This is a genomic window from Sphaerisporangium perillae, assembly GCF_023276435.1.
In the GTDB taxonomy this organism is placed as follows: Bacteria; Actinomycetota; Actinomycetes; order Streptosporangiales; family Streptosporangiaceae; genus Sphaerisporangium; species Sphaerisporangium perillae.
In genome coordinates this window covers 107,419-133,886 of record NZ_JALLPO010000023.1, presented here as the reverse complement: position 1 = coordinate 133,886, position 26,468 = coordinate 107,419, and the positions used below count along the sequence as shown (strand labels likewise).

General features: G+C 72.1%; 22 protein-coding genes. 14 read left to right on the top strand and 8 right to left on the bottom strand.

The window, feature by feature from the left end:
• Positions 1 to 87 precede the first annotated feature (87 nt).
• Positions 88 to 1,464: a hypothetical protein gene (locus MYF83_RS23265; protein WP_248962743.1), complete on the top strand. Its 1,377-nt coding sequence runs from the start codon at positions 88 to 90 to the stop codon at positions 1,462 to 1,464.
• 97 nt (positions 1,465 to 1,561) lie between these two features.
• On the opposite strand, the gene MYF83_RS23260 is transcribed toward MYF83_RS23265, so the two are convergent.
• From MYF83_RS23260 to MYF83_RS23245, 4 genes are all read right to left on the bottom strand, one after another.
• On the bottom strand, positions 1,562 to 2,434 hold the full coding sequence (locus MYF83_RS23260; RefSeq protein ID WP_248962742.1) for an ABC transporter permease: 873 nt from the start codon (positions 2,432 to 2,434) through the stop codon (positions 1,562 to 1,564).
• Positions 2,435 to 2,437: 3 nt separating this feature from the next.
• Entirely contained in the window at positions 2,438 to 3,421 is a 984-nt protein-coding gene (locus tag MYF83_RS23255; protein ID WP_248962741.1) for an ATP-binding cassette domain-containing protein, read from the bottom strand.
• The gene (locus MYF83_RS23250) at positions 3,418 to 3,948 is read right to left on the bottom strand and encodes a PadR family transcriptional regulator (RefSeq protein ID WP_248962740.1); all 531 of its coding nucleotides are present in this window, start codon (positions 3,946 to 3,948) and stop codon (positions 3,418 to 3,420) included. Before MYF83_RS23250 ends, MYF83_RS23255 begins: the two co-directional genes overlap by 4 nt.
• A gap of 216 nt (positions 3,949 to 4,164) precedes the next feature.
• Positions 4,165 to 4,761 carry an SACE_7040 family transcriptional regulator gene (locus MYF83_RS23245; RefSeq protein ID WP_248962739.1) on the bottom strand — a complete coding sequence of 199 codons (597 nt, stop codon included), beginning with the start codon at positions 4,759 to 4,761 and terminating at the stop codon, positions 4,165 to 4,167.
• A gap of 85 nt (positions 4,762 to 4,846) precedes the next feature.
• Between MYF83_RS23245 and MYF83_RS23240 the strand changes: the two genes are divergently transcribed.
• The 8 genes from MYF83_RS23240 to MYF83_RS23205 all read left to right on the top strand — a co-directional run bounded on the left by MYF83_RS23240 (position 4,847) and on the right by MYF83_RS23205 (position 13,295).
• Positions 4,847 to 6,427: a carboxyl transferase domain-containing protein gene (locus MYF83_RS23240; protein ID WP_248962738.1), complete on the top strand. Its 1,581-nt coding sequence runs from the start codon at positions 4,847 to 4,849 to the stop codon at positions 6,425 to 6,427.
• A gap of 2 nt (positions 6,428 to 6,429) precedes the next feature.
• Positions 6,430 to 8,466 (top strand): acetyl/propionyl/methylcrotonyl-CoA carboxylase subunit alpha, encoded by a 2,037-nt coding sequence (locus tag MYF83_RS23235; RefSeq protein WP_248962737.1) that lies wholly within the window; start codon positions 6,430 to 6,432, stop codon positions 8,464 to 8,466.
• Positions 8,463 to 9,416: a hydroxymethylglutaryl-CoA lyase gene (locus tag MYF83_RS23230; RefSeq protein ID WP_248962736.1), complete on the top strand. Its 954-nt coding sequence runs from the start codon at positions 8,463 to 8,465 to the stop codon at positions 9,414 to 9,416. The genes MYF83_RS23235 and MYF83_RS23230 overlap by 4 nt, the downstream gene beginning before the upstream one ends.
• Before the next feature lie 5 nt (positions 9,417 to 9,421).
• The gene (locus MYF83_RS23225) at positions 9,422 to 10,600 is read left to right on the top strand and encodes an acyl-CoA dehydrogenase family protein (RefSeq protein WP_248962735.1); all 1,179 of its coding nucleotides are present in this window, start codon (positions 9,422 to 9,424) and stop codon (positions 10,598 to 10,600) included.
• Between the two features lie 168 nt (positions 10,601 to 10,768).
• Positions 10,769 to 11,119 (top strand): collagen-like protein, encoded by a 351-nt coding sequence (locus tag MYF83_RS23220; protein ID WP_248962734.1) that lies wholly within the window; start codon positions 10,769 to 10,771, stop codon positions 11,117 to 11,119.
• Positions 11,016 to 11,546 carry a collagen-like domain-containing protein gene (locus tag MYF83_RS23215; protein WP_248962733.1) on the top strand — a complete coding sequence of 177 codons (531 nt, stop codon included), beginning with the start codon at positions 11,016 to 11,018 and terminating at the stop codon, positions 11,544 to 11,546. The genes MYF83_RS23220 and MYF83_RS23215 overlap by 104 nt, the downstream gene beginning before the upstream one ends.
• Before the next feature lie 798 nt (positions 11,547 to 12,344).
• Positions 12,345 to 12,761: an ester cyclase gene (locus MYF83_RS23210; RefSeq protein WP_248962732.1), complete on the top strand. Its 417-nt coding sequence runs from the start codon at positions 12,345 to 12,347 to the stop codon at positions 12,759 to 12,761.
• Between the two features lie 84 nt (positions 12,762 to 12,845).
• The gene (locus tag MYF83_RS23205; RefSeq protein ID WP_248962731.1) at positions 12,846 to 13,295 is read left to right on the top strand and encodes a GNAT family N-acetyltransferase; all 450 of its coding nucleotides are present in this window, start codon (positions 12,846 to 12,848) and stop codon (positions 13,293 to 13,295) included.
• Positions 13,296 to 13,332: 37 nt separating this feature from the next.
• On the opposite strand, the gene MYF83_RS23200 is transcribed toward MYF83_RS23205, so the two are convergent.
• From MYF83_RS23200 to MYF83_RS23190, 3 genes are all read right to left on the bottom strand, one after another.
• Positions 13,333 to 15,177, bottom strand: a complete 1,845-nt coding sequence (locus tag MYF83_RS23200) for a hypothetical protein (protein WP_248962730.1) — start codon at positions 15,175 to 15,177, stop codon at positions 13,333 to 13,335.
• 78 nt (positions 15,178 to 15,255) lie between these two features.
• The gene (locus tag MYF83_RS23195) at positions 15,256 to 16,197 is read right to left on the bottom strand and encodes a carbohydrate kinase family protein (RefSeq protein WP_248962729.1); all 942 of its coding nucleotides are present in this window, start codon (positions 16,195 to 16,197) and stop codon (positions 15,256 to 15,258) included.
• On the bottom strand, positions 16,198 to 17,145 hold the full coding sequence (locus tag MYF83_RS23190; protein WP_248962728.1) for a pseudouridine-5'-phosphate glycosidase: 948 nt from the start codon (positions 17,143 to 17,145) through the stop codon (positions 16,198 to 16,200).
• 102 nt (positions 17,146 to 17,247) lie between these two features.
• Here MYF83_RS23190 and MYF83_RS23185 point away from each other — a divergent pair, with 102 nt between their 5' ends.
• From MYF83_RS23185 to MYF83_RS23165, 5 genes are all read left to right on the top strand, one after another.
• The gene (locus MYF83_RS23185; protein ID WP_248962727.1) at positions 17,248 to 18,789 is read left to right on the top strand and encodes a phytoene desaturase family protein; all 1,542 of its coding nucleotides are present in this window, start codon (positions 17,248 to 17,250) and stop codon (positions 18,787 to 18,789) included.
• Positions 18,790 to 18,824: 35 nt separating this feature from the next.
• Positions 18,825 to 19,562, top strand: coding sequence for a response regulator transcription factor (locus MYF83_RS23180; protein WP_279339925.1), 738 nt, complete (start codon positions 18,825 to 18,827; stop codon positions 19,560 to 19,562).
• A complete protein-coding gene (locus MYF83_RS23175; RefSeq protein ID WP_248962726.1) occupies positions 19,562 to 20,947 on the top strand; it encodes a HAMP domain-containing sensor histidine kinase in 1,386 nt (461 codons plus the stop codon). Before MYF83_RS23180 ends, MYF83_RS23175 begins: the two co-directional genes overlap by 1 nt.
• Positions 20,948 to 21,055: 108 nt before the next feature.
• Positions 21,056 to 22,261 carry a bifunctional glycosyltransferase family 2/GtrA family protein gene (locus tag MYF83_RS23170; RefSeq protein WP_248962725.1) on the top strand — a complete coding sequence of 402 codons (1,206 nt, stop codon included), beginning with the start codon at positions 21,056 to 21,058 and terminating at the stop codon, positions 22,259 to 22,261.
• Entirely contained in the window at positions 22,258 to 24,531 is a 2,274-nt protein-coding gene (locus MYF83_RS23165) for an ArnT family glycosyltransferase (RefSeq protein WP_248962724.1), read from the top strand. The genes MYF83_RS23170 and MYF83_RS23165 overlap by 4 nt, the downstream gene beginning before the upstream one ends.
• On the opposite strand, the gene MYF83_RS23160 is transcribed toward MYF83_RS23165, so the two are convergent.
• Positions 24,516 to 26,057 (bottom strand): DUF222 domain-containing protein, encoded by a 1,542-nt coding sequence (locus MYF83_RS23160; protein ID WP_248962723.1) that lies wholly within the window; start codon positions 26,055 to 26,057, stop codon positions 24,516 to 24,518. The two genes, MYF83_RS23165 and MYF83_RS23160, sit on opposite strands and share 16 nt — an antisense overlap.
• Between the last annotated feature and the right edge of the window lie 411 nt (positions 26,058 to 26,468).

Here is a 26,468-nt window from a genome sequence, read left to right as displayed (position 1 = left end):
ACCACTGGCCACCGGGAGCCGTCTACTACAAAGGAATGGACGTGGCACCCTCAAGCCGCGTTTAAGCATCGGGAAGGACGGATACCCGTGTTACAACGCATCCGCGCTGTCGTCATGGCGATGGCGATGGGGACCGGAGCCTTGGCTCTGGTCGCCACGCCCGCCTCGGCGACGGCGGTAGCGCAAGCGGCACCCACCGTCTCATCGGTGGAGGTGAGCCCGAGCCCGGTCGTCGTCGACGGCAAGGACGGCAAGCAGGTCACGCTGAAGTTCGCCGTCGACGGGGCGACCACCGGAGGGTTCACGCTCAAGCGCCCCGACGGTTCGACGGTCGACGTCGAGGCCAAGAAGGTCGGCGACGCCGACGGCAAGCAGCAGTGGCAGGGCACGCGCACCTTCACCCGCTCCGACGCCCCGGGCAGGTGGAACGTCACCGCGAAGGCGAGCAGCGCCGTCGGTACCGGTAAGGCCGACAAGGACTTCCTGGTCAAGCAGGTCTGGGAGACCGACCTCGCCGGGTTCGGCGCCTCGCCGGAGCCGATCGACAAGGGTGACACGCTGACCCTCCAGGGCCGGCTGCTGATCAACAGCACCGGCGGGTGGAAGGCGTACAGGGGCCAGAAGATCTTCATCGCCTTCCGTGCCGAGGGCAGCTCGGGTTACGAGCGGGTGGCCTCGGATCACACCGACTGGAGAGGCCGGTTCTCGGTCGGCGTCAAGGCCGAGCGCAGCGGCTGGTGGCGGGCCGAGTACGACGGTTCCAGCGTGGCCCTGAAGTCGGTCAGCGACAGCGACCAGGTGGACGTGCGCACGCGAACCACCGTCAGCCGGATCACCGGCTTCGACGTGACTCCCGACCCGGCCGACCAGGGTGACAGGCTGTCGGCGCGCGGGCGCCTGGACGTGGACACCTCCCACGGCTGGGACGGCTCCGGGGGCAAGAAGGTCGACCTGCTGTTCAAGGCCGACGGTTCGAGCTCGTGGCACGTCGTCGGACACGACTGGACCGACCGCGGCGGCCGGTTCTACATCGGCACCGAGGCGGAGCAGTCCGGCTGGTTCCGGGCCGTGTTCCGCGGCGAGCCCGGGGTCGAGGGCACCAGCAGCCGCGCCGTGCACGTCACGGTGCAGGAGGTCGTGGAACCCGCCGACACCCGCATCATCAGGTACAACGCCTACCCCGAGCCCGTGAAGTACGGCAAGTACGTCAAGAGCAAGGGCAAGCTGCAGGTCTGGGACGGCGATCACTGGGTCGCCTACGACCACGTGAAGGTGGCCCTGTACTTCAAGCAGGCCGGCCACTCCAAGTGGGAGTACGTCAAGACGGTGAAGACCAGCAGCGCCGGCGCGTTCTACGCGAAGGTCAAGGCCTGGCACTCGGGCTACTGGAAGATCACCTTCAAGGGCGACGACGAGACCAACGCCTCGTCCAGCCGGGTCGACTACGTCCGCGTGAAGAGGTAGCGAGAGCACGAGCGGTGACCGCCGCGAGGTGACGAGCCGCGAGGTTACGACGGCCCGGGAGCGGACGCTCCCGGGCCGTTCGCTCGCCGGCGCCGGTCTAGTCGGTGCGGCGGAACTGGGCGATCGCGACGCCGAGCAGGGCGATGCCCATGAGTGCCACGATGCCGAGTTCGGCGGCGACCGGGACGTGCCAGGCGTACCAGTGGACGCCGGGGTTGAGCGCCTCGACGGCCTGCGGGCTGACGTCCAGGTGGGTGAAGACCGCGTGCCGCATCGGGTCGACCGCGTACGTCAGAGGGTTGATCTTCGTCAGGAAGGACAGCCACGCGGGCAGGTTCGACAGCGGGAACATCGCGCCGGAGAGGAAGATCATCGGCATGATCGCCATCTGCATGATGCCGAAGAAGGTCTGCATGTTCTTCATCCGGGCGGCCAGGCTCACGCCGAACGCGGTGATGGCGAACGACGCGAGGAACATCTCGCCGAGCAGCGTGATGATCAGGGTGGGGGAGTAGGGCACGTGGACCAGGCCCGCGAGGGCCAGGATGATGATCCCCTGCGCCGTCGCCACGATGCCGCCGCCCAGGCACTTGCCGATCACGATCGATGCGCGGCCGACCGGGGCGACCAGCATCTCGCGCAGGAACCCGAACTCCCGGTCCCACACGATCGAGCCCGCCGAGAACATCGCCGTCGTGATCACCGTCATGGCGATCACGCCGGGGTACATGAAGGTGCGGAAGTCCACGCCCTGGCTCGGCCCGCGTGACACCAGCGTGCTGAGGCCGGTGCCCATGACGAACAGCCACAGCACGGGCTGCACCAGCGTGGAGACCATGCGGGTGCGGTCGTTGACGAACCGCAGCATCTCGCGGTGGAGCACTATCTTGATCGCCCGGATGTCGTGCCGCACGCTGCGTCCGGGGACGCGCACCCCGACCACGCCGGGAGCGGTGATGCCAGTGGTCATCGTCTACCTCCTCGCCCTGGCGCGCATCCACGCCGACGCGCCGCTCTCGCCCTCGGCGTCGCGGATGGTGGAACCGGTGTAGTTCATGAAGACGTCGTCGAGCGACGGCCGCGACACGTGCACCGAGCGGATCGGCACGCCCAGATCGGCGAACAGGCGGGGCACGAACTCCTCCCCGGAGGCGACGGCGAAGGTCACCACGCCCTCCCGGACGGCCGCGTCGAGGCCGAACCGCTCCGCGAGCGCGGTGATCGCCGTCTGGTCGTCAGCGGTCTGGATCTGCACGCGGTCCTTGCCGACGCTGGCCTTCAGGGCCTCGGGGGAGTCGATGACGACGATCTCGCCGTGGTCGATGATCGCGATGCGGTCGCAGTACTCGGCCTCATCCATGTAGTGCGTCGTCATGAAGATCGTGATGTCCTCGGTGTGACGCAACTTGTTGATATATCCCCAGATGGCGGACCGGGTCTGCGGGTCCAGGCCGACCGTGGGCTCGTCCAGGAACAGCACCCTCGGCGAGTGGAGGAGGCCGCGGGCGATCTCCAGCCGGCGCTTCATGCCTCCGGAGAACGTCATCACCTTGGCGTCCTTGCGGTCCCACAGCGCGACCATCTCCATGACCTGCCTGATGCGCTCGCCGACCACCTCCTTCGGCACGCCGTACAGTTCGGCGTGGAAGCGCAGGTTCTGCTCGGCCGACAGGTAGCCGTCCAGGGTCGGATCCTGGAACACCAGGCCGATGTTGCGCCGGACCTCGTCCCGCTCCTTGACCACGTCGTGCCCGGCGACGGACGCGCTCCCGCCCGTCGGCCTGGAGAGCGTGCACAGCATGCTGATCGTGGTGGTCTTGCCGGCGCCGTTCGGCCCGAGGAACCCGAAGACCTCCCCGGGCCGGACCTCGAAGTCGATGCCTTTCACGGCCTCGACGTCGCCGTAGTTCTTCTTCAGCCCCCGTACGGCGACGGCGGGCTCCTCGCTTGTCGTCATTGTTCCTTTTCCTCCTCGTCCCTGTCGTCGGCGTCGTCGGCGAGGATCGCGAAGACGGACCTTCTGGTGTTCTTGAGCAGCTTGCGCGCCGCCGCCACCTGCCTGGGGTTGGCGACCTGGGTGAGCTGGCCGAAGGCCTCGCTCAGCTGACCCCACAGCATCCGCAGTTCCATCATGTCCTCGGGCAGCGTCCGCGCCACCTCCGACCAGGGGTCGCCGAGCGAGCGGGTGGTGACGTACCGCCGGCCCTGGTCGGTGAGGGCGTAGGTGCGGCTGCCGCCGGACTCCTCGCCCGTGACCAGCCCCTCGTCCTCCAACTGCTGGAGCGCCGGGTACACCGACCCGGGGCTGGGCCGCCAGACGCCGTGGCTGCGGTGCTGGATCTCCTGGATCATCTGGTACCCGTTGCGGGATCCCTCGTTCAGCAGAGACAGCAGGGCCGCTCGGACTTCCCCCCGCCGCACCCGCGGCGCGAAGTGCGGCCCGTGCGAGGCGCCCGGCGGCCCCGTGAAGTTCGAAGCGTCCATATCACCGATCTTCCAACTATCTAGATACGTTGACGATATATCTAGATAGTTGGCAAGACAAGCCCCAATTCGGACATGGGGGAGATTACGGCTCACCGTGTAGGGAGGGCGTATGCCGCGGAAGAGTCGTATGCCGCCACGGAAAGGCGCGGCCGGCCGGGACGGGGCCCGACCGGCCGGCGGTCCATGTAGATCGGGGCGCGGCCCCCACGGGCGTTAGTGGTCGTTAACGAGATCGGCGAGCGCGGCGCGGGCCATGCGGTGCAGGAGTGCGGCCATGGCGTCCCGGGGAAGCTCCCCGGCGCTGTGCGGGGTGGAGTTCAACAGCCCGAAGATGGCATGGGTCGCCGCCCGCAGCCTCGGCGGGGGCGCGTCCGGGTACAGCTCGGTCAGCACGGTGACCCATTCCTCGACGTAGAGCCGCTGGAGCCGCCGGATCCGCCGCCGGGCCGGCTCGGGGACGTTGCCGAGCTCGCGGTCGTGCACCGTGATCAGCGCGGGATGGTCGAGCGCGAAGTCGATCTGCCCGGCCAGCAGAGCGTCCAGGGCCTGCTCCCCGTCGGCGGCCCGGGTGGCGCGTTCCACCGCCGAGGTGCGCAGCCGCTCGCTGATGTCCAGCAGCATCTCCGAGAGCAGGGACTCCTTGCCGCTGAAGTGGCGATAGAGCGCGGGGCCCGAGATGCCGACCGCTCCGCCGATCTCCTCGATGGATACCCCGTGGAAGCCCCTGGCGGCGAACAGGGTCGCCGCGGCGTCCAGGATCTCCCTGCGGCGAGGACTCGGAACGCGGGTAGGACTCCGCACAACGGTCATGACCGGCAATGGTAGACGAATCGGTTAATGATGACTAACATCCGAGGCGGTGTTAGTGGACGTTAACCCCTGGGAGGTGCGCACCATGGCCCCTGTCCTCCGGACGGCGGTGGGCCCGGACGGCGAGGAGTTCAAGCGCAACGCGGAGGTCAACGAGAATCTGGCCGCCGAGCTGCGCGAGCGCCTGGCCGTCGCGGCCCTCGGCGGGCCCGAGCGGTCCCGTGCGCGGCACGTCGAGCGCGGCAAGCTCCTGCCCCGCGACCGCGTCGGCACCCTCCTCGACCCCGCTTCCCGCTTCCTGGAGCTCTCGCCGCTGGCCGCCACCGGGCTGTACGGCGACGAGGCGCCCGCCGCCGGGATCATCACCGGGGTCGGACGGGTGAGCGGCAGGGAATGCGTGATCGTCGCCAACGACGCGACCGTCAAGGGCGGCACCTACTACCCGATCACCGTCAAGAAGCACCTGCGCGCCCAGGAGGTCGCCCTCCACAACCACCTGCCGTGCGTGTACCTGGTGGACTCCGGCGGCGCGTTCCTGCCCCTGCAGGACGAGGTCTTCCCCGACCGCGAGCACTTCGGGCGGATCTTCTACAACCAGGCCACCATGTCGCGGCGCGGCATCCCGCAGATCGCCGCCGTGCTCGGCTCCTGCACCGCCGGCGGCGCGTACGTGCCGGCCATGAGCGACGAGGCCGTCATCGTCAGGAACCAGGGCACGATCTTCCTGGGCGGCCCGCCGCTGGTGAAGGCCGCCACCGGCGAGGAGGTCACCGCCGAGGAGCTCGGCGGCGGCGACGTGCACGCCCGGGTCAGCGGGGTTACCGACCACCTCGCCGAGGACGACGCCCACGCGCTGTCGATCGTCCGCGACATCGTCGCCACGCTCGCGCCCAGGGCGCCGAGCCCCTGGGAGCGGGGACGGACGGAGGAGCCGCTGCACGACCCCCGTGACCTGTACGGCATCGTGCCCGCCGACACCCGCACGCCCTACGACGTCCGCGAGGTCATCGGCCGCATCGTCGACGGCAGCCGGTTCCTGGAGTTCAAGGCCGAGTACGGCCCCACGCTGGTGACCGGCTTCGCGCACATCCACGGCCACCCGGTCGGCGTCATCGCCAACAACGGCATCCTGTTCAGCGAGTCGGCGCTGAAGGGCGCCCACTTCATCGAGCTGTGCGACCAGCGCGGGATCCCGCTGCTCTTCCTGCAGAACATCAGCGGGTTCATGGTCGGCCGCGCCTACGAGTCCGGCGGCATCGCCAAGCACGGCGCCAAGATGGTCACCGCCGTCTCCTGCGCCCGGGTGCCCAAGCTCACCGTGGTCATCGGCGGGTCCTTCGGCGCCGGCAACTACGCGATGGCCGGACGGGCGTACTCGCCGCGCTTCCTGTGGATGTGGCCGAACGCCCGCATCTCGGTCATGGGCGGCGAGCAGGCGGCCAACGTGCTGGCCACCGTGCGTCCCGGCGGCGACGACGAGGCGGAGTTCAAGCGCGCGATCCGCGAGCGGTACGAGGAGCAGGGCAACCCCTACTACTCCACGGCGCGGATCTGGGACGACGGCGTGGTCGACCCTCTCGACACCCGCACCGTCCTCGGCCTCGCCCTCTCCGCGGCGGCGAACGCCCCCCTCGACCCCATCGGCTACGGCGTCTTCCGGATGTGACCATGATGTTGACGTTCGACACGGTTCTCGTCGCCAACCGGGGAGAGATCGCGCTCCGCGTCATCCGGACGCTGCGCCGGCTCGGCGTGCGGTCCGTCGCCGTGTACAGCGACGCCGACGCGGGCGCGCGGCACGTCCGCGAGGCCGACGCCGCCGTGCGGCTGGAGTCGGGATACCTCGCCGTCGAGGAGGTCCTCCAGGCCGCCAAGCGCTCCGGCGCGCAGGCGGTGCACCCCGGCTACGGGTTCCTCGCCGAGAGCACCGCGTTCGCCCGCCGGTGCGCCGAGGAGGGGCTGGTCTTCGTCGGGCCGCCGGCCGAGGCGGTCGAGGCGATGGGCGACAAGATCCGGGCCAAGGCCACCGTCGCCGCCGCGGGCGTCCCGGTCGTGCCGGGCGGCGCGGAGCCCGGCGACCTGCTGGAGGCGGCACTGCGCATCGGCTTCCCGGTGCTGGTCAAGCCGTCGGCGGGCGGCGGCGGCAAGGGCATGCTGGTGGCCCGGTCGGCGGAGGAGCTGCCGCAGGTCCTGGAGTCGGCCCGCCGCACGGCCGCCGCCGCGTTCGGCGACCCGACGCTGCTGCTGGAGCGGTTCATCGCCGACCCCCGGCACATCGAGATCCAGGTGCTCGCCGACGCGCACGGCAACGTGATCCACCTCGGCGAGCGCGAGTGCAGCCTGCAGCGCCGCCACCAGAAGATCATCGAGGAGGCGCCCTCTCCGCTGCTGGACGAGGAGACGCGGCGCAGGATGGGCGCCGACGCCGTGCGGGCCGCTCGGTCGGTCGGGTACGTCGGCGCGGGAACGGTCGAGTTCATCGTCGCCGGGGACGAGCCGGGCCACCCGGGCTACTTCATCGAGATGAACACCCGGCTGCAGGTCGAGCACCCGGTCACCGAGCTGGTCACCGGGCTCGACCTGGTGGAGCTCCAGCTGCGCGTCGCGGCCGGGGAGCCGCTGCCGTTGTCGCAGGACGACGTGCGGCTGCGCGGCCACGCGGTCGAGGCGCGCGTGTACGCCGAGGACCCCTCCAGGGACTTCCTGCCCACGGGAGGCAAGGTGCTCGCCCTCGCCGAGCCCGGGGACCCCGGCGTGCGGGTCGACTCCGGCATCCAGGCCGGCACGGTCGTCGGCAGCGACTACGACCCGATGCTGTCCAAGGTCATCGCCTGGGCCCCGGACCGGGCGGGCGCGCTGCGGCGGCTGGACGCGGCGCTGCGCGCGACGACCGTGCTCGGCGTGACGACCAACATCGCGTTCCTGCGCGCGCTGCTGGCCGACCCCGACGTCACGGCGGGAAGGCTCGGCACCGGGCTGATCGACCAGCGGCTCGACGCGCTGCTCGCCGCCGCCTACGGCACCGGCGGGGCGCCGCCCGCCGAGGTGCCCGCCACCGCGGCGCTGGTCCTGCACGACGAGCTGGCGGCCCGCGCCGGTGAGGACCCGTGGCAGGTGCCGGACGGGTGGCGCGTCGGCGAGCCGGCCTGGACCACCTGGCTGCTCGCGACGGCGCGTGGAGAGACGGTCCCGGTCAAGGTGCGCGGCCTCCCGGCGCGAGGGTGCGAGGTCGCCGTGGGCGACGCCCCCGCCGTCCAGGCCCGGCTCGCGCGCGGCGACGGCGAGGTGATCGTGACGCTCGACGGGCTCACGACCCGCTTCTCCTGCGCGAGGGACGGCGCCGCCGTCTGGCTCGGCCGGGACGGCAGGTCGTACGCGATCATCCCGCACGAGGCCGGGGATCGCGGCGACCACGCCGGCGCGGGCGGCGCGGGCGACGGGGTGGTGCGCAGCCCGATGCCCGGCACCGTGCTGCTGGTCAAGGTCGTCCCCGGCGAACGGGTCACCGAGGGGCAGCCGCTGATGATCGTCGAGGCGATGAAGATGGAGCACACCGTGACCGCCCCCGCGGACGGGGTCGTCGCCGAACTCGCCGTGCGGGCGGGGCAGCCGGTCGACATGGACGCCGTGCTCGCGGTCGTCCGCGACGAGCCCCCGGACACCGGCGCCGGCGCGGTCACGGCGGCGGAGACGGGAGGATCATGATGCGCGCACCGTTCCAGGCGCCGATGGAGGGCCTGCCGGACCGGGTGACGATCTACGAGGTCGGGCCCAGGGACGGCCTGCAGAACGAGTCGGCGATCCTGCCCGTGGAGGTCAAGGCCGAGCTCGTCGCCCGGCTCGCGCGGGCCGGCCTGGCCACCATCGAGGCGACCAGCTTCGTCCACCCCAAATGGGTGCCGCAGCTCGCGGACGCCGAGGAGCTGCTGGGGCGCCTGGACCGGGTCCCGGGCGTGCGCTACCCGGTGCTGGTCCCCAACGAGCGGGGCCTGGACCGCGCGCTCGGCCTCGGCGTCACCGACATCGCGATCTTCGGCAGCGCCACCGAGACGTTCGCCCGGCGCAACCTCAACCGCAGCGTGGACGGCTCGATCGAGATGTTCACCCCGGTCGTCGAGCGCGCCCTCGACGCCGGGCTGGCCGTCCGGGCGTACCTGTCGATGTGCTTCGGCGACCCGTGGGAGGGGCCGGTGCCGGTCGAGCAGGTGGTGCGGCACGGCAGGCGGCTGCTCGACCTCGGCTGCTCGCAGTTGTCCCTCGGCGACACCATCGGCGTCGGCACCCCCGGGCACGTCACCGCCCTCCTGCGGGCGTTCGCCGAGGCCGGCGTGGGTCCCGAGCGGCTCGCCGTGCACTTCCACGACACCTACGGCCAGGCCCTGGCCAACACGCTCAGCGCCCTGAGAGCCGGGGTGACCGTCGTGGACGCCTCCGCCGGAGGCATCGGCGGCTGCCCGTACGCCCAGAGCGCCACCGGCAACCTCGCCACCGAGGACCTGGTCTGGATGCTGTCCGGGCTCGGCGTGGAGACCGGCGTCGACCTTGAATCCCTGGTCGGGACCAGCGTCTGGCTCGCCGGAGAGCTGGGCCGCCCGAGCCCGTCCCGCGTCGTCCAGGCCCTGGCAGGCAAGCCCCCGGCCGAAGAAGAGGAGTGAAGAGCATGCACCGGCTCAACGACGAGTACGAGGCACTGCGCGCGAGCGTCGAGAAGTTCGCCCGGGACGTCGTCGCCCCGGTCATCGGCGACTACTACGAGCGCTGCGCCTTCCCTTACGACATCGTCTCGCAGATGGGGAAGATGGGGCTGTTCGGGCTGCCGATCCCGGAGGAGTACGGCGGCATGGGCGGTGACTACTTCGCCCTGTGCTTGGCCCTGGAGGAGCTGGCCCGCGTCGACTCCTCGGTGGCCATCACCCTGGAGGCCGCGGTGTCCCTCGGCGCCATGCCGCTCTACCGGTTCGGCACGGCGGAGCAGAAGGCCGACTGGCTTCCCCGGCTGAGCTCGGGGGAGATGCTCGGCGCCTTCGGCCTGACCGAGCCCGGAGGCGGCTCCGACGTGCCGGGCGGCATGCGCACGACGGCGGCGCTGGACGGCGGCGAGTGGGTGATCAACGGCTCGAAGGCGTTCATCACCAACTCCGGGACCGACATCACCGGGTTCGTCGCGGTCGCCGCCATCACCGGCCGGCGCGAGCGGGCCGACGGCGAGGGGCGCGCCGCGCCCGAGATCAGCACCATCATCGTCCCCTCCGGCACGCCCGGGTTCACGGTCTCCAAGAAGTACTCCAAGGTCGGCTGGTCGGCCTCCGACACCCGGGAGCTGTCGTTCACCGACTGCCGGGTGCCCGCCGCCAACCTGCTCGGCGAGCGGGGCCGGGGGTACGCCCAGTTCCTGCAGACCCTGGACGAGGGGCGCGTCGCGATCGCGGCGCTGTCGGTCGGCCTCGCGCAGGGCTGCGTCGACGAGTGCCTGCGGTACGTGCGGGAACGGCACGCCTTCGGCGGGCCCATCGGGCGCTACCAGGCCATCCAGTTCAAGGTCGCCGACATGGAGGTCCGCGCCCACACGGCGCGCCTGGCCTACTACCACGCCGCCGAGAAGATGCTGGCGGGCGAGCCGTTCAAGAAGGAGGCCGCCATCGCCAAGCTGGTGAGCTCCAACGCGGCGATGGACAACGCCCGCGACGCCACCCAGATCTTCGGCGGCTACGGCTTCATGAACGAGTACCCGGTGGGGCGCTTCTACCGGGACGCCAAGATCCTGGAGATCGGCGAGGGCACCAGCGAGGTCCAGCGCATGCTGATCGCCCGCGAGCTGGGAGTGGGCACATCCAGTTAGATAGCCGGGAATCGATTGCGCGTTGACTTGCGCGGCGAGCCGGGCGCACGTTTCGCGCGATGGTGCCATTGTGACAGAAATGAGTCATGGGAACTGTGGGGCGTTGATGGACCGTTCTAATAAAGTTTTCCCGCCAGAAGACCGGAGTGTCCGGATTCTGGGAGAGAAGTGGCTGTCAAGCTTCCCGGCGGGCGACTGCTCGCCGCCGCCGGCGTCGGGGTATTGGCCGGCTCGATCATCGCAGGCGGTTTCGCCTACGCGGCGGGGGCGAACAGCCCCGTGTACGCCTGCGTCGACAAGAGCTCGCACCTGGTCCGCATCGTGGGCGTCACGACCAAGTGCAAGACCACCGAGGTGAAGACCTCGTGGAACCGGCAGGGTCCGGAGGGGCCGGCAGGCTCTCCCGGCACCACCGGTGCCACCGGCCCGCGCGGCCTGCAGGGGCCCAAGGGCGCCGACGGCAAAGGACGGTGCGCAGGGGGCCAAGGGCGACACGGGTTCGCAGGGCCTCAAGGGTGACGGCGGCGCGCGGGGCCCGCAAGGCGAGGCCGGGCCGCAGGGCACGAAGGGCGCCGACGGCAAGGATGGCAAGGACGGGGAGCGCGGCCCTCAGGGTCCGGAGGGGCCGCGTGGCCCGCAGGGCGCCAAAGGCGAGGACGGCAAGGACGGCGAGGACGGCGAGGACGGTAAGAACGGCTCCTCTGGCACGAGCGCCCGTGTCGTCAGCGAGGGCTTCAGCACCTCCCAAGGCGGCAGCTTCTCGGCGAACTGCGAGTCCGACGAGGTCGTCACCGGCGGCGGGTATTGGCTCACCTCCAGCAAGAACTTCGGCGTGCTGGCGAGCGCCCCGTACGGCAACAGCTGGACGGTGAAGCTGGAGAAGCAGTCCAGCGGCCAGGCTTCCACGTCCGGCGACGTCTTCGCCATCTGCGCCAAGAAGGCCTGATCACCCTTCTCCTGGCGCGTGGCCCGGGCCGGTGCGGCGGATCCGCGGCGGACAGACGCCGGGCGCGCACCCGACCCGGCCTCCGCGTCGGCCGGGCGACCAACGGCCTCCGGCCGTCTCGCCGGCCGAGCGGGGCGTGGACGTGACCGTCCGGGGTCGGGCGGGGCGGTGAACGCGGAGGCGGGGGGGCCCCCGGGGGGGGGCGCCCCCGGGGGGGGGGCCGCCGCCTCTTGTCGTTCTGTGCCGTCTGGCGACGCCTTCCGGGCCTCCGCTCAGCCGGCCAAGATCGCGGGGAGGGTGTTCTGGTAGGCGACGCGGAGCTCGTCCAGCGGGATCTCCAGCACCCCCTCGACCCGGGCGCGCGGGGGCGTGGACCCTGACAATTCAAGTAGCGGGCTATGACGTCATGCTCGAGGAGACTCTTATTGGGCTCTCGCGGGAAGGTTGTCGTGTTCTGAGGCGAAAGACGCCAGAAGGCGAAACGCCTGCTCAGCGCCATAGGGCTGATGTTGCCCCAGGTCGCCAGATGCGGTGCCGGAGAACCTGGAGATCGGCGAGGGCACCAAGCGAGGTCCAGCGCATGCTGATCGCCCGCCGGCTCGGCATGCCGGCGTGGGCGTGGCTCGCGGGCGCGCAGGCTCGCGAGGGGATAGGTGCCGGGTGACCTGCGCTATCGTGCAAACATGGGGGCGCCGGCAGTGCGCCCGGCCGGTGCGCCGGCCGGCCGGGTGACGCGTGCCTCCTTCGCCGATCCTGTCGCGAGAAAGGGCCGTCTCCATGTACGAGGCCAGTGAGATCATGGATCGGCTGACAGAGGCGTACAACAGTCATGACGTCGATGCGATCACGCGGTGCTACGGCCCGCGAGCCGTCACCGTCACGCCGGGCGGCGTCGCCGAGGGCCGGGAGGAGATCTACTCCTACTACGCCGAGTGGGTCGGGGCCTTCCCCGACTCGGTGGCGACACCCTCGCTGCTCGTCGTCTCCGAGGACACGGGCGTGCTGGAGTTCATGGTCACCGGCACCCACAAGGGGCCGCTGGTCCTGGCCGATGGGGTGGTGGCGGAGGCCACCGGCCGCCCCATCGCCCTCCGCTGCTGCTCGGTCTGCACGATGGAGGACGGGGCCGTCGCCAGCCACCGCCTCTACTACGACCAGCTGGAGCTGGCCGCGCAGCTCGGCTATCCCATGCCGGGCGGAGACCGGGCGTTCTGATCGCCGGCCTGCCGCGCGCCCCCCATCTCACGGCCCTGTTGATCGAATGGACGAACAGGCCGTGCACTCCTTAAAGTCCTTTTCATGACTTCTGATGATCTCCTGGTGCGAAGGGCCGAGAAGAGGGACACCGAGGAGATCTTCGGACTGGCCCGCGAGTTCGCTCTCTCCTTCCGCCCCCAGCGGTCGGCGTTCGACTCGGCCTTCCCGCTCCTGCTGGAGAACCCCGACGCCCTGCTCCTGGTCGCCACCGTCGGCGGCGTCGTACGCGGTTACCTGCTCGGCTTCGTGCACCTCACCCTGTTCGCCAACGGCCACGTCGCCTGGGTCGAGGAGGCCATGACCCAGCACGGCTTCCGCCGGCGCGGCCTCGGCCGGACGCTGCTGGAGGAGTTCGAGACCTGGGCCCGCTCCCGGGACGCCGGGTACATCGCGCTGGCCACCCGGCGCGCGCCGGAGTTCTACCAGGCCCTTGAGTACGAGTCCGCCGGCAACTTCTACCGCAAGGTGCTCAAGACCGACCGCCAGGCCTGATCGCCGGCGCCCCGCCGTCCCGCCCGGGCCGCCCGGCTCAGGAGGTGAGCTGGGCGTCCAGGCGGTAGCCGTCCACCGTTACGTAGATCGCGTCGCCGGGCCGGGCGTTCAGGCGCATCAGCACCGGCTGGAGCGAGTCGAACACCGGCTGGCGGTCGCGCCAGACCAGCACCACCGCGTTGTCCCCGGGCCCGGTGACCGACAGCAGCGTGCCGGGGCGCATGCCGAGCTGCGTGGCGTACCCCTCGGGCACGGGCACGGGCTCGCCCCGCAGGTGCTCGCTGGTGACGTCGATGCGCTGCCAGCGCCGGGGGTCGGACGCGGGGCCGGGCAGCGGCGGCGCGTGGGTCGCCGCGCGCGGCTCGGGCACCAGATGGGGCCGGGGAGGGCCGGAGAGCGCCGTGAGGGCGGCCAGGGCCGTCTGGGCGTCGGGCAGGTTGTCGGCGACGTTCGGGACCGGCAGGCCGCCGCGCATCTGGTGGGCGTTCGTCCCCGGAGTACGGCGGGGGAGCGGCGCGAACCCGTTGGTCGTCGTCGCCGGCTCCGGCGGACGCGTCATCGCCCTCGGCAGCGCGTCGATCCAGGCCTGCGCCGAGTGCGCGCGGATGCCCGCCTGGGCGAGCAGCTCGGCCGCGTCCTCGCCGGAGGTCTTGTCGCCCAGCAGCTGCGCCGTCCGCTCACGGAGCCTGGTGAGGTCGCCGACGACCAGCCAGCGGTCCTGCAGGCGCCGGTCGGGCATGAGCGCCACGAGCACGCGCCACAACGGCGTGCCGAGCGAGGGGACCTGGATCGGGTGCGCCGGGTCGGCCCCGATCAGCTGGTCCTCGGTGGCGGCGACGCCGAGCCATTCGGTGAGCCGGAACAGGTGCCCGGTCACGGCGGTGGACTCCGGAGAGCGCAGCCACTGGATCACCCGCTCCTCGGCCGCCCGCTGCGCCTGGGAGAGCACGTCGCGGTCGACGTGCAGCTCGTGGGCCAGCGTGCGCAGGCTGACCGGCTCCTCGGCGAACAGCCGCTCTATGGCGACGGCCCGCTCCAGGGGCGTCCACTCGCGAAAGACCGCGTCGACGAGCCTGACCAGTGGGTTGTCCGAGACCGGCGGCGGGGGAGGCGCCGCGGAGGCGGCCGGGGCCGGTGCCTCGGGGTACGGCGACGGCACCCGCGGGACCCCGTTCGCCGGGACCCCGTTCGCCGGGATCCCGTTCGGCGGGACTCCGTTCGGCGGGGTCCCGTTCGCCGGCATCCCGTTCGGCACGGGGATGCCCGGGCCGGGCTGGCGTACCGCCGGGTGCGGGCCGGTGGGTTGTCCCGGATAGGGGCCCGTGGGCTGCGCCGGATGGGGGCCGGTCGGCTGCGCGGGAAGGGGCCCGGCCGGCTGGACCGGATGGGGCCCGGTGCGCTGGGCGGGATGCGGCCCGGTGGGCGTCCCGGCGGGCGGGGGAACCTGCGGGGCGATGGCGGGCACCCGGCCGAGGATCTCCCGGAAGACGGCGGTGATGATCACTTCGGGGGACGCGGGGACCGCGGGCATCCGCAGGTCGGCGGCGGTGAGCCTGCGCAGGCGCTGGATCCCGCCCATGCCGCTGATGGCCGATCGCGCGGGCTCGGGCCAGCCGGGCAGCCCCGGATCCACCACGTGGACCTGGAGCGCCGGCAGCACGTCCATCAGTGCCAGGTGGTCCCACCGGCTGACGGCGAGCCGCGAGAGGCGGTCGCAGAGCCACTCGACACCGGTGGTGCCGAGGGCACGGCTGAGGGCGACCGAAGCCCACCAGCCCCCCGGCAGCCGGGGATCGGCGAGCACTTCGGCGATCTGCTGAGGACGGCTCCAGCGCAGAGCGGGGACGAGATCACTCAGGCAGATCATTGAATCGGCGTCCATCGGCTGACCGCATCCTCCCGAGTGTGACGCATGTTGCTAATGGTGCAGCTTACGCCGGAGGCTATCAATTAGCGCCATCTAGGGAGAACATAGCGGCTCCCCCGTCCCTGAGTTCGCCACCTCCGCAAGGCCGCCGCCCGGCAGGGGGCGCCCGCCCAGCCTGGCGACCGCCTCGGCGCCCGCCAGACAGCCCGCTTCCAGCGCCGATGCCGGCGAATTGCCATCGAGCAGCGCGGTGAGGAAACCGGCCGCGAAGGCGTCCCCGGCGCCGGTGGAGTCCACGGCGCGCGTGGCCGCGGCGGGCGCCCGGTGCACCACGCGGCCGGCCACGGCGAGCAGCGCCCCGGAGGCGCCGAGCTTGACCGCCGCCATGCCATAGCGGGCGCTGAGCGCCTTCGCCGCGGTGGCAGGGTCGGACTCGCCGGTGAGGAGCAGAGCCTCATCCCTGTTCGGGATGATCGTGGTCGCTCCCGCGGTCTCGCGCAGGAACCTCTCGGGCCCGAAGGCCCGCAGCGGCCCGGTCGACGCCGGGTCCACGCTGATCCGCACGTCACGGGCCAGCGCGGCCGCCACGGCCAGCCGCACCAGCGCGAGGCCCGGCGCGGCGAACAGCGTGTACCCGGAGATGTGCAGGCGCCCGACGCCGTCGAGCAGGCCGTCGTCCCAGTCGGCCGGACCGATGTGCGCGCCCGCGCCCCGGTTGGTGAGCATGGAACGTTCGCCGCTCATGTCCACCATCGCGATGACCACGGCGGTAGGGTGCGCCGGATCGAGCAGCACGTGCGGCCGCACGCCCGACCTGCGCAGCTCGGCGATGTGCCACGCCCCGGTGTCGTACCCGACCCGCGTCAGGATCCGCGCGTCCGCGCCCAGGTGAGCGGCCCAGGACGCGGTGTTCGCGCCCGAGCCGCCCGGCCGTACGACGATGTCGGCGGCGGTGTCGGTGCCGGTCGCGACCGGAGCCTCGTGCAGCGCCACCACGTCGGTGACCGCGTCGCCGATGACGAGCAGGCCCGACACTCAGTTCTCCAGGGCCTCGGGGGCGGCCCAGGAGGCCGCGATGCGGCCGGCCAGGCGGGTGTTGCCGCGCACGGCGGCCAGGTTCGCCTCCAGGGAGGCGCCGCCGGTGCCCCGGACGAGGAAGTCCAGCAGGAACGGGGTGATCGCCTGGCCGGTGATCCCCTCCCGGTCGGCGGCGGCCAGTGCCTCGGCCAGCACGCGGTCGTGCAGCTCCGGGTCGAGCTGCTCGGCGACCGGCACCGGGTTGGCCACGATCAGCGCCGTCTCGGGCCCGCCCAGCCGGTCCTGCGCCCGCATGACGGCGGCGGCCTGCTCCGGGGCCTCCAGGCGCCAGTCCACGGGCAGCCCGGAGGTGTGCAGGTAGAAGCCGGGGAAGGCGTCCGTGCGGTACCCCGCCACGCTGACGCCGCGCGTCTCCAGCCGCTGGAGGGTGGCGGGCACGTCGAGGATCGACTTCACGCCCGCGCAGACGACCGTGATCCTGGTCTTGGCGAGCATGTCCAGGTCGGCGGACTCGTCCTGGTCGGCCGTCCACCCGCGGTGCACGCCGCCGAGGCCGCCGGTCGCGAACACCCGGATCCCGGCGCGCGCCGCGAGGAACGCCGTGGCGGAGACGGTCGTGGCGCCGCTCTCCTTCAGCGCGGCGGCGAGGGGGAGGTCGCGGAACCCGAGCTTGCGCAGCCCGGGCTCGGTGGCGACCCGCTCCAGCATGCCCTTGTCCAGGCCCACGCGGGCCACCCCGTCGAGCACGGCGATGGTCGCCGGCACGGCTCCGGCCTCCCTGACCAGCCCCTCCAGCTCGATGGCGACCTGCAGGTTGCGGGGCTGCGGCAGGCCGTGCGAGATGATCGTGGTCTCGAGCGCCACCACGGGGGTCCCCGCGGCGAGGGCCTCGGTGACCTCCTCGGATGTCGTGATGATCGCCTCGCCGGGGCCGGTCATGTGCATGCTCGCTCTCGGTCCTCTCCGTCTGTACGCTCGGTTCTCTCCAGGGGGTTTGTTCCCCTGACGCGCTGTCTTACCGTACTGTCCGGGTTAGGAGTCTTTGGCATGCACCGGTCCCATTACGACGCCGTCATCGTGGGCGGGGGGCACAACGGCCTGGTCGCGGCCTCCTACCTGACGCGGGCAGGGCGCCGCGTGCTGGTGCTGGAACGGCTGCCCCACGTGGGCGGGCTCGCGATCTCCACGCAGGCCTTCCCGGGGGTCGAGGCCCGCCTCTCGCGCTACTCCTACCTGGTCAGCCTGCTGCCGAGCAGGATCGTCGCCGACCTCGGCCTGCGGCTGGACCTGCGGCGGCGGCGCTTCGCCTCCTACACCCCCCTCGGCGCGACCGGGCTGCTCGTGGACGGCGGCGACGCCGAGCGCACCGCCGCCTCCTTCGCCCGGGTGACCGGCGGGACCGGCGACCACGAGCAGTGGAACCGGTTCTACGCGATGACGGCCGGGGTCGCCCGGCGCGTCGCCCCCACCCTGCTGGAGCCGCTGCGCGACCGCGCGGGCATGCGCGACGTGGTCGCCGACGCCGGCGCCTGGCGCGACCTGTTCGAGCGGCCGATCGGCGAGGTGGCCGCCGAGCGCTTCGGCGACGACGTCGTGCGGGGAGTGGTGCTGACCGACGCCCTGATCGGCACCTTCGCCGACCCGGCCCGGGACCTGCTCGCGAACCGCTGCTTCCTGTACCACGTCATCGGCGACGGCACGGGAGACTGGAACGTACCGGTCGGCGGCATGGGAGCGGTCAGCGGCGCGCTCGCCGACGCGGCGCGGCGCGGCGGCGCGGAGATCCGCACTGGCGCGGAGGTGCTCGCGATCGACCCGGGAGGGGAGGTCGCGTTCCGCGACGCCGATGGCGCCGAGCACACGGTGAGCGGGGACCACGTGCTGGTCAACACCCCGCCCGCCGTCCTGGCCCGGCTCCTCGGCGAGGCCCCGCCGGAGGCGCCGGAAGGGGCGCAGCTCAAGGTCAACATGGTGCTGTCCCGCCTGCCCCGCCTGAAGGACACCTCGGTCGACCCCGCGGAGGCGTTCGCGGGCACGTTCCACATCAACGAGAGCCGCGACCAGCTGGCGCTGGCCTACGAGCAGGCCTCCGCCGGCGTGATCCCGGCGCTTCCGCCGGCGGAGGTGTACTGCCACTCGCTGACCGATCCTTCGATCCTCGGGCCGTCGCTGCGGGGGTCCGGCGCGCACACGATGACGCTGTTCGGCCTGCACATGCCCGCCCGCCTTTTCCGTAAAGATCCGGAAAAATCACGAAACGAGGCGTTGGCGGCCACCATGGCCTCCATCGACGCCGTCCTGGCGGAACCCCTCGAAGACTGCCTGCTCCGCGCCCCCGACGGCTCCCTGTGCGTCGAGGCCAAGAGCCCGGTGGACCTGGAGAACGAGGCCGGGCTCCCCGGCGGCCACATCTTCCACCGGGACCTGTCGTGGCCCTACGCCGAGGACGCCGCCGACACCGGCAGGTGGGGCGTGGAGACCCCGCACGAGCGGATCCTGCTGTGCGGCGCGGGAGCCCGGCGCGGCGGCGGGGTCAGCGGCATCCCCGGCCACAACGCCGCCATGGCCGTCCTGGGCGAACGCTCCTGACGGGTCTCTCGCTCTCGCTTAATGGAGCTCTCACAATGTCCGGCTACCGTGGGCCCGTGAGCATGACGGGAGACAAGGACGGCGCGCGCCTCCTCGTGGTCGATGACGAGCCGGCCCTGCGGGAGGCGCTGCAGAGCAGCCTGGAGTTCGAGGGGTACGGCGTCGGCCTCGCCAAGGACGGCGCCGAGGCCCTGGACGCGCTCGGGCGTGACCCCTACGACCTGGTCCTCCTCGACGTCATGATGCCCAAGGTCGACGGGCTCACCGCCTGCCGGCGGCTGCGCGCCGCCGGGAACCAGGTGCCCGTCCTCATGCTCACCGCCCGCGACGCCGTCGGCGACCGGGTGTCCGGCCTGGACGCCGGCGCCGACGACTACCTGGTCAAGCCGTTCGAGCTGGACGAGCTGTTCGCGCGGGTCCGCGCCCTCCTGCGGCGCGGCGCCCGGCACGTCCCCGCCGCCGACCCCGACGGCGTGCTGGCCTACGGCGACCTGCGCATGGACACGACCAGCCGCGAGGTCCTCCGCGGCGATCGCCAGCTGGAGCTCACCCGCACCGAGCACCTGCTGCTCGAGCTGTTCCTCGCCCACCCCCGGCAGGTGCTCACCCGCGAGCAGATCCTCAGCGAGGTGTGGGGCTTCGACTTCGAGCCGTCGTCCAACTCTCTCGACGTGTACATCATGTACCTGCGCCGCAAGACCGAGGCCGGCGGCGCCCCCCGCCTGATCCACACCGTACGCGGCGTCGGGTACGTCCTGCGGATCCCGTCCTGATGTCCGTCCGGCCGATACGGGGCGGGCGCCGGTCGATGGGGTCCCGCCTCACCCTGCTGGTCGCGATCGCCGTCGCCGCCGCGATCGCCGTATGCGCCGCCGCCTGCTGGTTCCTCGTCAGGAACGAGCTGTCCCGGCAGCTGAGCGAGTCGCTGAACCAGCCCCCGGTCGGGGGCAGGACCGTCGGGATGATCCTCGGCAACTGCTCGGAGCACCCGACCGGCACCGAGGCCCCGGGACCGTTCCTGCGCCTCCAGCAGATCGTCCGGGCCGACGGCACCCGCTGCGCCCAAGGATGGGACGCCGTCGTCGTGGACCCGGCCGACCAGCGCGTCGCCCTCCGTCTCGGAGAGCGGCGGCTGCGCGACGGCGTCACCGACAGCGGAGACCCGGTACGCGTGCTCACCGTCAACGTCGGGCCCGGCATCGCCGTCAGCGTCTCGCGCTCCCTGTCGGACACCGACGCCACGCTGCGCGGCCTCGCCCTGCTCCTCGCGGGGGTCGCCGCGCTCGGCGTCCTCGGCGCCGCGACCGCCGGCCGGCTGGTCTCCCGTACCGCGCTGCGCCCCGTCGGACGCCTGACCGGCGCCGTCGAGCACATCGCGCGGACCGAGGACCTGCGGATCCGCATCCCCGTCGACGGCGACGACGAGATCGCCAGGCTGGGCGCCTCCTTCAACGCCATGACGGCCGCCCTGGCCGGCTCCCGCGAGCGCCAGCGGCAGCTCATCGCCGACGCCGGCCACGAGCTGCGCACCCCGCTCACCAGCCTGCGGGCCAACATCGACCTGCTCCTGCACAGCGAGAACACCGGCAGGCAACTGGACCCGCAGGCCAGGAAGCGCCTGCTCACGAGCGTGAAGGCCCAGATGACCGAGCTGTCGGGTCTCGTCGGCGACCTTCTGGAGCTCTCGCGCGTGTCCGGCGGCGAGGAACCCATCGCCGACCTGCCGTTCCACGACGTCGTCGAGGCCGCCGTCGCCCGCGCCCGCCTGCGCGCCAACGACGTGCGCATCGACGCCGGCCTGGCGGAATGGTACGTCCACGGCCGCGAGGGGGCGCTGGAACGCGCCGTGGTCAACCTGCTGGACAACGCCGTGAAGTTCAGCCCCGCCGCGGGCACGGTCACCGTGCGCCTGCGCGAGGGGGGGCTGACCGTCCGCGACCACGGTCCCGGCATCCCCGAGGACGAGCTTCCGCTGGTCTTCGAGCGCTTCTGGCGGTCCTCCACGGCCAGGAGCATGCCCGGCTCCGGCCTCGGCCTGGCCATCGTCGCCCAGGCGGTCAGGGACGCCGGCGGCGACGTCGCCCTGTCCAACCCGCCCGGCGGAGGCACCCTCGCCACGCTCCGCCTGCCGGGACGGGCCACTCCCGCGCAGGCCTGAACCCCCTGCCGCGCCGGTTCTCAGACAGGGTTAATGAACGCCTAAGGGTGGTTCAATCCGGCTCCACGACGGTTGGGGCATGAGCCAGCCGATCCATAGTCGCCGCGCATGACCTCCCTGACGCAGGAGCCGTACGCGCGCCACACGACCCGCACCCGACTCGTCGAGATCGTCGTCCCCGTCTACAACGAGCGCAAAGTGCTCGCGCAGAGCGTGCGCCGCCTCCACGACTACCTGACCCGTACCTTCCCCTACGGTTTCCGCATCACGATCGCCGACAACGCCAGCACCGACGGCACCTGGGACATCGCCACCGCGCTCACCCGCGAGCTGCCGCACGTCCAGGCCGTCCACCTCGACCAGAAGGGCCGGGGACGCGCGCTGCGCAAGGTCTGGGCGCGAAGCGACGCCGACGTCGTCAGCTACATGGACGTCGACCTGTCCACCGACCTCACCGCCTTCCTGCCGCTGATCGCCCCCTTGCTGTCCGGCCACAGCGACCTCGCCATCGGGACCCGCCTGGCCAGGACGTCCCGGGTCGAGCGGGGGCCGAAGCGGGAGATCATCTCCCGCGCCTACAACCTGCTGCTGCGGTCCACGCTGGGCGCCCGCTTCTCAGACGCCCAGTGCGGGTTCAAAGCCGCCCGCACCGAGATCGTCCAGGCTCTGCTGCCGGCCGTCGAGGACGAGGAGTGGTTCTTCGACACCGAGTTGCTCCTCCTGGCCGAGCGCCACGGCCTGCGCATCCACGAGGTGCCCGTCGACTGGGTGGACGACCCCGACAGCCGGGTCGACGTCGTGCGGACCGCGCTCGACGACCTCAGGGGCATGGCCAGGGTCGCCCGCAGGACGCTCTCGGGCGCGGCGCGCATCCCCGTACCGGACCGGGTGGCCGCCGCCCGGCTGCCCTCGGGCATGGGCCGCCAGCTGCCGAGCTTCGTGATCGTCGGCTTATTCAGCACCCTGGCCTACCTCATGCTGTTCTGGGCGCTGCGCGAGATCATGACGGCCGTGCTGGCCAACGCGATCGCGCTGCTGGTCACCGCCCTGGCCAACACCGCCGCCAACCGGCGCTTCACGTTCGGCGTGACGGGTTCGGCGGGCGCATTACGGCACCAGGTCGAGGGCCTCGCAGCCTTCCTGGTCGGCCTCGCCCTGACCACCGGCGTGCTGGCGCTCCTGCCGGAGGCGGCGTCCCGGTGGGTCGAGCTCGCCGGTGTGATCGTCGCGAACGCCCTCGCCACCCTGGTCCGCTTCATGCTGCTCCGCGCCTGGGTCTTCAGCCCTCGCCGCCGGAAGGAGAACCGTTCATGACCATCGACGTCGATCGCCAGCCTCAGGGGGAGCCCCCGATGGGGCCCGGCGCCGGCCAGATGCCGCCCGGAGAACCGGCACGGCACGACACCGGGCCGGCGGCGGAGGTGCCGGGGCGAGACGGCGCGAGCGGCCATCGCCGCACCGCTCCGCGGAGCCGCCTCGCGTCCGTCGTGCTGGGCGGCGCAGGAGATCCGCGCTGGGCCCGTCCCGCGCTGATCGGCGTGCTCGCGCTGGCGGCGGTGCTGTACACCTGGGCGCTCGGCCGCAACGGGTACGCCAACCAGTACTACGCGGCCGCCGTCCTGTCGGGCACGCACAGCTGGAAGGCGTTCTTCTTCGGCGCCATCGACTCGGCGTCGTTCATCACCGTCGACAAGCCGCCGTTCGGGCTGTGGGTCATGGGACTGTCGGCCCGGATCTTCGGATTCGGCACCTGGAGCATGCTGCTCCCGCAGGCCGTCGCGGGCATCGCCGCCGTGGGCCTGGTCCACTCCGCCGTGCGGCGCGCGCTCGGCGGCGTCCAAGGGCACGCCGCCGGGCTCGTCGCGGCCCTGGTCATGACACTGACCCCGATCACCGTGGCGATCAACCGCGACAACAACCCCGACACGATCCTCGTCCTGCTCCTGGTGGCCGCGGCCTGGTGCTGCGCCGAGGCGATCAGGACCGGGCGCATGCGGACCCTGGTGTTCTGCGCGGTCCTCGTCGGAGTGGGCTTCAACACCAAGATGCTGCAGGCCTACCTCGTGCTTCCCGCCTTCGCGCTGGTGTACCTGTACGCCGCGCCGGGCCGGATCGCGCGGCGCGTCGGGCATCTCCTGGCGGCCGGTGCGGCTCTGGTGGTGTCGAGCGCCTGGTGGATGGTCGTCGTCGACCTGTGGCCCGCCGCCGACCGCCCGTACATCGGCGGCAGCACCGACAACACCGTCTGGGACCTGGTCGTCGGCTACAACGGCCTCGGCCGGATCTTCGGCGGTGACGGGAACGGAGGCGGCGGTGGCCGTGGCGGGTTCGGCGGAGGCGGCGGCTTCGGCGGTGCTTCCGGCGCGGACCGGATGTTCAACGACGTCATCGCCGGACAGATCTCCTGGCTGCTCCCCTTCGCCGTGCTCGCGCTGGCCGCGGGACTGCTCCTGGCGGCCCGCCGTCCGGGCCCGCTCCAGGCGGGCCGTCGTTCCGCCCCGCGCGCGGCCCTGCTGCTTTGGGGTGGGTGGCTGGCCGTCCACTTCATCGTGTTCAGCTTCTCGGCGGGGACCTTCCACCCGTACTACACGACGGCGCTGGCGCCCGCCATCGCAGCTCTGACCGGTCTCGGTGGAGTGCTGATGTGGCAGGCGTACCGGCGGACGCGAGCATGGGCGTGGGTGTTGCCCGCGGGCATCGCGCTCACGGGCGCATGGGCGTTCGCCGTGCTGCGCCGTACCCCTGACTGGACGCCATGGCTCGCCTACGCCGTCGCCGGGCTGTGCGCCATCGCCGCCGTCGGCCTGATCGTGCTGCGGCTCGGAGGCGAAGGCCGGGCCCGGTTCGCCGCGCTCGCGCTGGTCATCGGCCTCGTGGGTGGCCTGGCCGCTCCCGCCGCGTACGCGCTCACCCCGTTGTCCTCCGGCGTGAACGGCACCAACCCCACGGCCGGTCCGGAGGGCAGCGGCGGCTTCGGCGGCATGGGAGGACGGGGCGGCATGCCCGGGGCTATGCGCGGCCAGTTCCCCGGTGGCCAGTTCCCCGGTGGCCGGTTCCCCGGCGGCCAGGACGGCCCGGGCACGCCGCCGGCGGGCGCCGAGCCGTCGGCCGGAACCGACCAGCCGTCCGGCGCTGACATGCTGCCCGGCACCGAGCCGCCCGCCGGTTCAGAGACCTCGTCCGGTGCGGACGGTCGAGGGCGCGGCGGCTTCGGCGGCGGTCCCGGCGGGAACGTCGGCAGCGAGATGATCTCCTATCTGGAGAAGAACCAGGGCGACGCCACCTGGCTGCTCGCCGTGAGCAGTGCCCAGAGCGCCTCGTCCGTCATCCTGTCCACCGGCGGCGAGCCCGTCATCGCGATGGGCGGCTTCACCGGCAGCGACCCCGCCATGACCGTGGCCAAGCTCGAGCAGTACGTCTCCAGCGGGCAGCTGAAGTACATCCTGCTCGGCGGAGGCATGGGCGGCCCCGACCGAGGTGGCGACAACGAGATCACCACCTGGGTGCAGGCCAACGGCACGGTCGTGGACCCCTCCGAGTACGGCGGAACCGACACCGGCCAGCCCCTCTACAAGCTCGGCTGAGCGCTCCTTCCGTCTTGGCTCGGCACTCCTTGCGCACGAGGAGGGGGTGGGTGACCGGGGGTGCGTCCCCGGTAGGTGTAGGTCCAGCGGTCTTCGCCGGTACGGCGGCGTTGGTAGCGGTCGGGGTGTCGGTAGCGGTCGCGGTTGTGGAACTGGCAGGCGGGTCCGAGGTTGGCCAGGTCGGTGGGGCCGCCTTCTGCCCAGCCGTCGGCGTGGTCGATCTGGCACGTGGTGGCGGGGAGCGGGCATCCCTCCACCCAGCAGGTGGCGTATCGGGCGATGACGGCTCGCCGTTGAGCGGGAGTGGCGAGCCGTACCTTGCGGCCGAGGTCCAGTACCTGCCGGTCGGCGTTCATCACGATGCGTACCAGGGTGGAGGTGCGGGCCAGCCGGTGGACATCCCCCACCGGCAACAGTTGCCCGGTCGAAGCCAGCAGACCGGGCAGCCACCGATCGGCCCGATGCCCGCACCTGCCGCACACATCGCCAGCAGCCCAGGCGCCCTCCTCCGCTCTGGTAGGTACGCCCGCAGGCTCGGTGGATGCCGCGCAAGCTTTGCACTCGGTGGGTCCGGCGGGTCCGGTACGTCCGGCGGGTCCGGTACGTCCGGCGGGTCCGGTACGTCCGCTGGGTTTGCTCGGCGCGGAGTGTGTGCCGGAGTCGATCGGCTCGTTACGTCCGGCGGGTCCGGTACGTCCGCTGGGTTTGCTCGGCGCGGAGTGTGTGCCGGAGTCGATCGCCTCGTTACGTCTGGCGGGTCCGGTACGCGTGCCGGGATCGGTGGGCGCCTCGGGTGTGGAGTCGTCGGGGAGGGAGGCGGCGTTGACCAGGACCAGCAGCTCAGTGGTGATGTTCTCCTCCAGCAGCGAGATCAACGCATCAGCGTTTCGTACCCGCAGTGGACGATCATCACCCTCGGCCCGAGGCTTGGCGTAGGCGTCCAGCAGCGCCCTCAACCGGCCGGCCGCCTCACGCGGCAACCGAAACTCCCCCTCCACCCCACCCGAAGCGGTCGGCCGCACGATGAGAAACCGCGCCGCGTAGTCGGCCTCGGCCTCCTGCCCCGCCTCATCAGGACAGAGCACCTCACGCAGGTAACGACCCGCCCGAGCCACCTCCACCGGGCTCGCCTCATCGGCCAGAGCGACCAGGATCGACTCGGCCGGCCCCGTCTGCTCATCGGTCAACAAGGCGGTGGCACCGCAGATCGCCGACACCATCCCCTCGGCCAGGGCCCCGGAAGCGAACCGCTCGCGCACCAGCGGCAGACGCGCCAGCTCCACCGCCAAACCGACCAGACGCCCCGCCCCCGCCGAACTCATCCCGCACTGCGACCGCAACCAGGTCTTCGTCGAGGCATGCCCACGGGTTTTGACCTCACCCGACCCATGCACCCGCCCCACCCGCGCCGCAATCGCCGAGGTCAGCCGATCACGCGCGAGCACCAGAGCCTCCACCTCGGCCACACAAACCGCCGCCGACTCCGGCACCCCGGCCACCGCCAACTCCTCGGCGGCCCCCCGCACCCGTCCCACCAACACCCACGACGACCGGCCACCAGCACCAGCGCCCGTAGCAGGGCCATCAGCACCGCCACCGGCACCCGCACCGGTAGCAGCGCTATCAGCACCCCCACTCACACCGGCACCGGCAGGCTTGAGACCAGGACGCGGAGGGACATCACGAGCCTGGGCGTCATGCGCGTCACCGAGCGGATCGACCGGCGGATCGATGTTGCGGGCAGCCGAGCCCTCAGTGGAGCAACCGCTGGAACGCGCGACCATCGCCGCCCACCACGCCGGCCCCAGCACACCACGCCCCGGCGGGTGCGACCGATCACGCCTTGAAGAATCAGCCACGCCACACCTCCAACGCCATTCGAAAACCTGTACGAATAATTTCACACACCAACCCCGTTCGCAACCGACTTCCGTCAA

What these genes read in the sequence shown, in the direction of transcription:
- MYF83_RS23180 (WP_279339925.1), top strand. Translation starts at nt 18,825, where the DNA reads ATGTCCGGCTACCGTGGGCCCGTGAGCATGACGGGAGACAAGGACGGC.
- MYF83_RS23175 (WP_248962726.1), top strand. Translation starts at nt 19,562, where the DNA reads ATGTCCGTCCGGCCGATACGGGGCGGGCGCCGGTCGATGGGGTCCCGC.
- MYF83_RS23250 (WP_248962740.1), bottom strand. Translation starts at nt 3,948, where the DNA reads ATGGACGCTTCGAACTTCACGGGGCCGCCGGGCGCCTCGCACGGGCCG.
- MYF83_RS23260 (WP_248962742.1), bottom strand. Translation starts at nt 2,434, where the DNA reads ATGACCACTGGCATCACCGCTCCCGGCGTGGTCGGGGTGCGCGTCCCC.
- MYF83_RS23190 (WP_248962728.1), bottom strand. Translation starts at nt 17,145, where the DNA reads ATGCACATGACCGGCCCCGGCGAGGCGATCATCACGACATCCGAGGAG.
- MYF83_RS23255 (WP_248962741.1), bottom strand. Translation starts at nt 3,421, where the DNA reads ATGACGACAAGCGAGGAGCCCGCCGTCGCCGTACGGGGGCTGAAGAAG.
- MYF83_RS23165 (WP_248962724.1), top strand. Translation starts at nt 22,258, where the DNA reads ATGACCATCGACGTCGATCGCCAGCCTCAGGGGGAGCCCCCGATGGGG.
- MYF83_RS23205 (WP_248962731.1), top strand. Translation starts at nt 12,846, where the DNA reads ATGACTTCTGATGATCTCCTGGTGCGAAGGGCCGAGAAGAGGGACACC.
- MYF83_RS23240 (WP_248962738.1), top strand. Translation starts at nt 4,847, where the DNA reads ATGGCCCCTGTCCTCCGGACGGCGGTGGGCCCGGACGGCGAGGAGTTC.
- MYF83_RS23200 (WP_248962730.1), bottom strand. Translation starts at nt 15,177, where the DNA reads ATGGACGCCGATTCAATGATCTGCCTGAGTGATCTCGTCCCCGCTCTG.
- MYF83_RS23170 (WP_248962725.1), top strand. Translation starts at nt 21,056, where the DNA reads ATGACCTCCCTGACGCAGGAGCCGTACGCGCGCCACACGACCCGCACC.
- MYF83_RS23235 (WP_248962737.1), top strand. Translation starts at nt 6,430, where the DNA reads ATGATGTTGACGTTCGACACGGTTCTCGTCGCCAACCGGGGAGAGATC.
- MYF83_RS23210 (WP_248962732.1), top strand. Translation starts at nt 12,345, where the DNA reads ATGGATCGGCTGACAGAGGCGTACAACAGTCATGACGTCGATGCGATC.
- MYF83_RS23245 (WP_248962739.1), bottom strand. Translation starts at nt 4,761, where the DNA reads ATGACCGTTGTGCGGAGTCCTACCCGCGTTCCGAGTCCTCGCCGCAGG.
- MYF83_RS23225 (WP_248962735.1), top strand. Translation starts at nt 9,422, where the DNA reads ATGCACCGGCTCAACGACGAGTACGAGGCACTGCGCGCGAGCGTCGAG.
- MYF83_RS23185 (WP_248962727.1), top strand. Translation starts at nt 17,248, where the DNA reads ATGCACCGGTCCCATTACGACGCCGTCATCGTGGGCGGGGGGCACAAC.
- MYF83_RS23230 (WP_248962736.1), top strand. Translation starts at nt 8,463, where the DNA reads ATGATGCGCGCACCGTTCCAGGCGCCGATGGAGGGCCTGCCGGACCGG.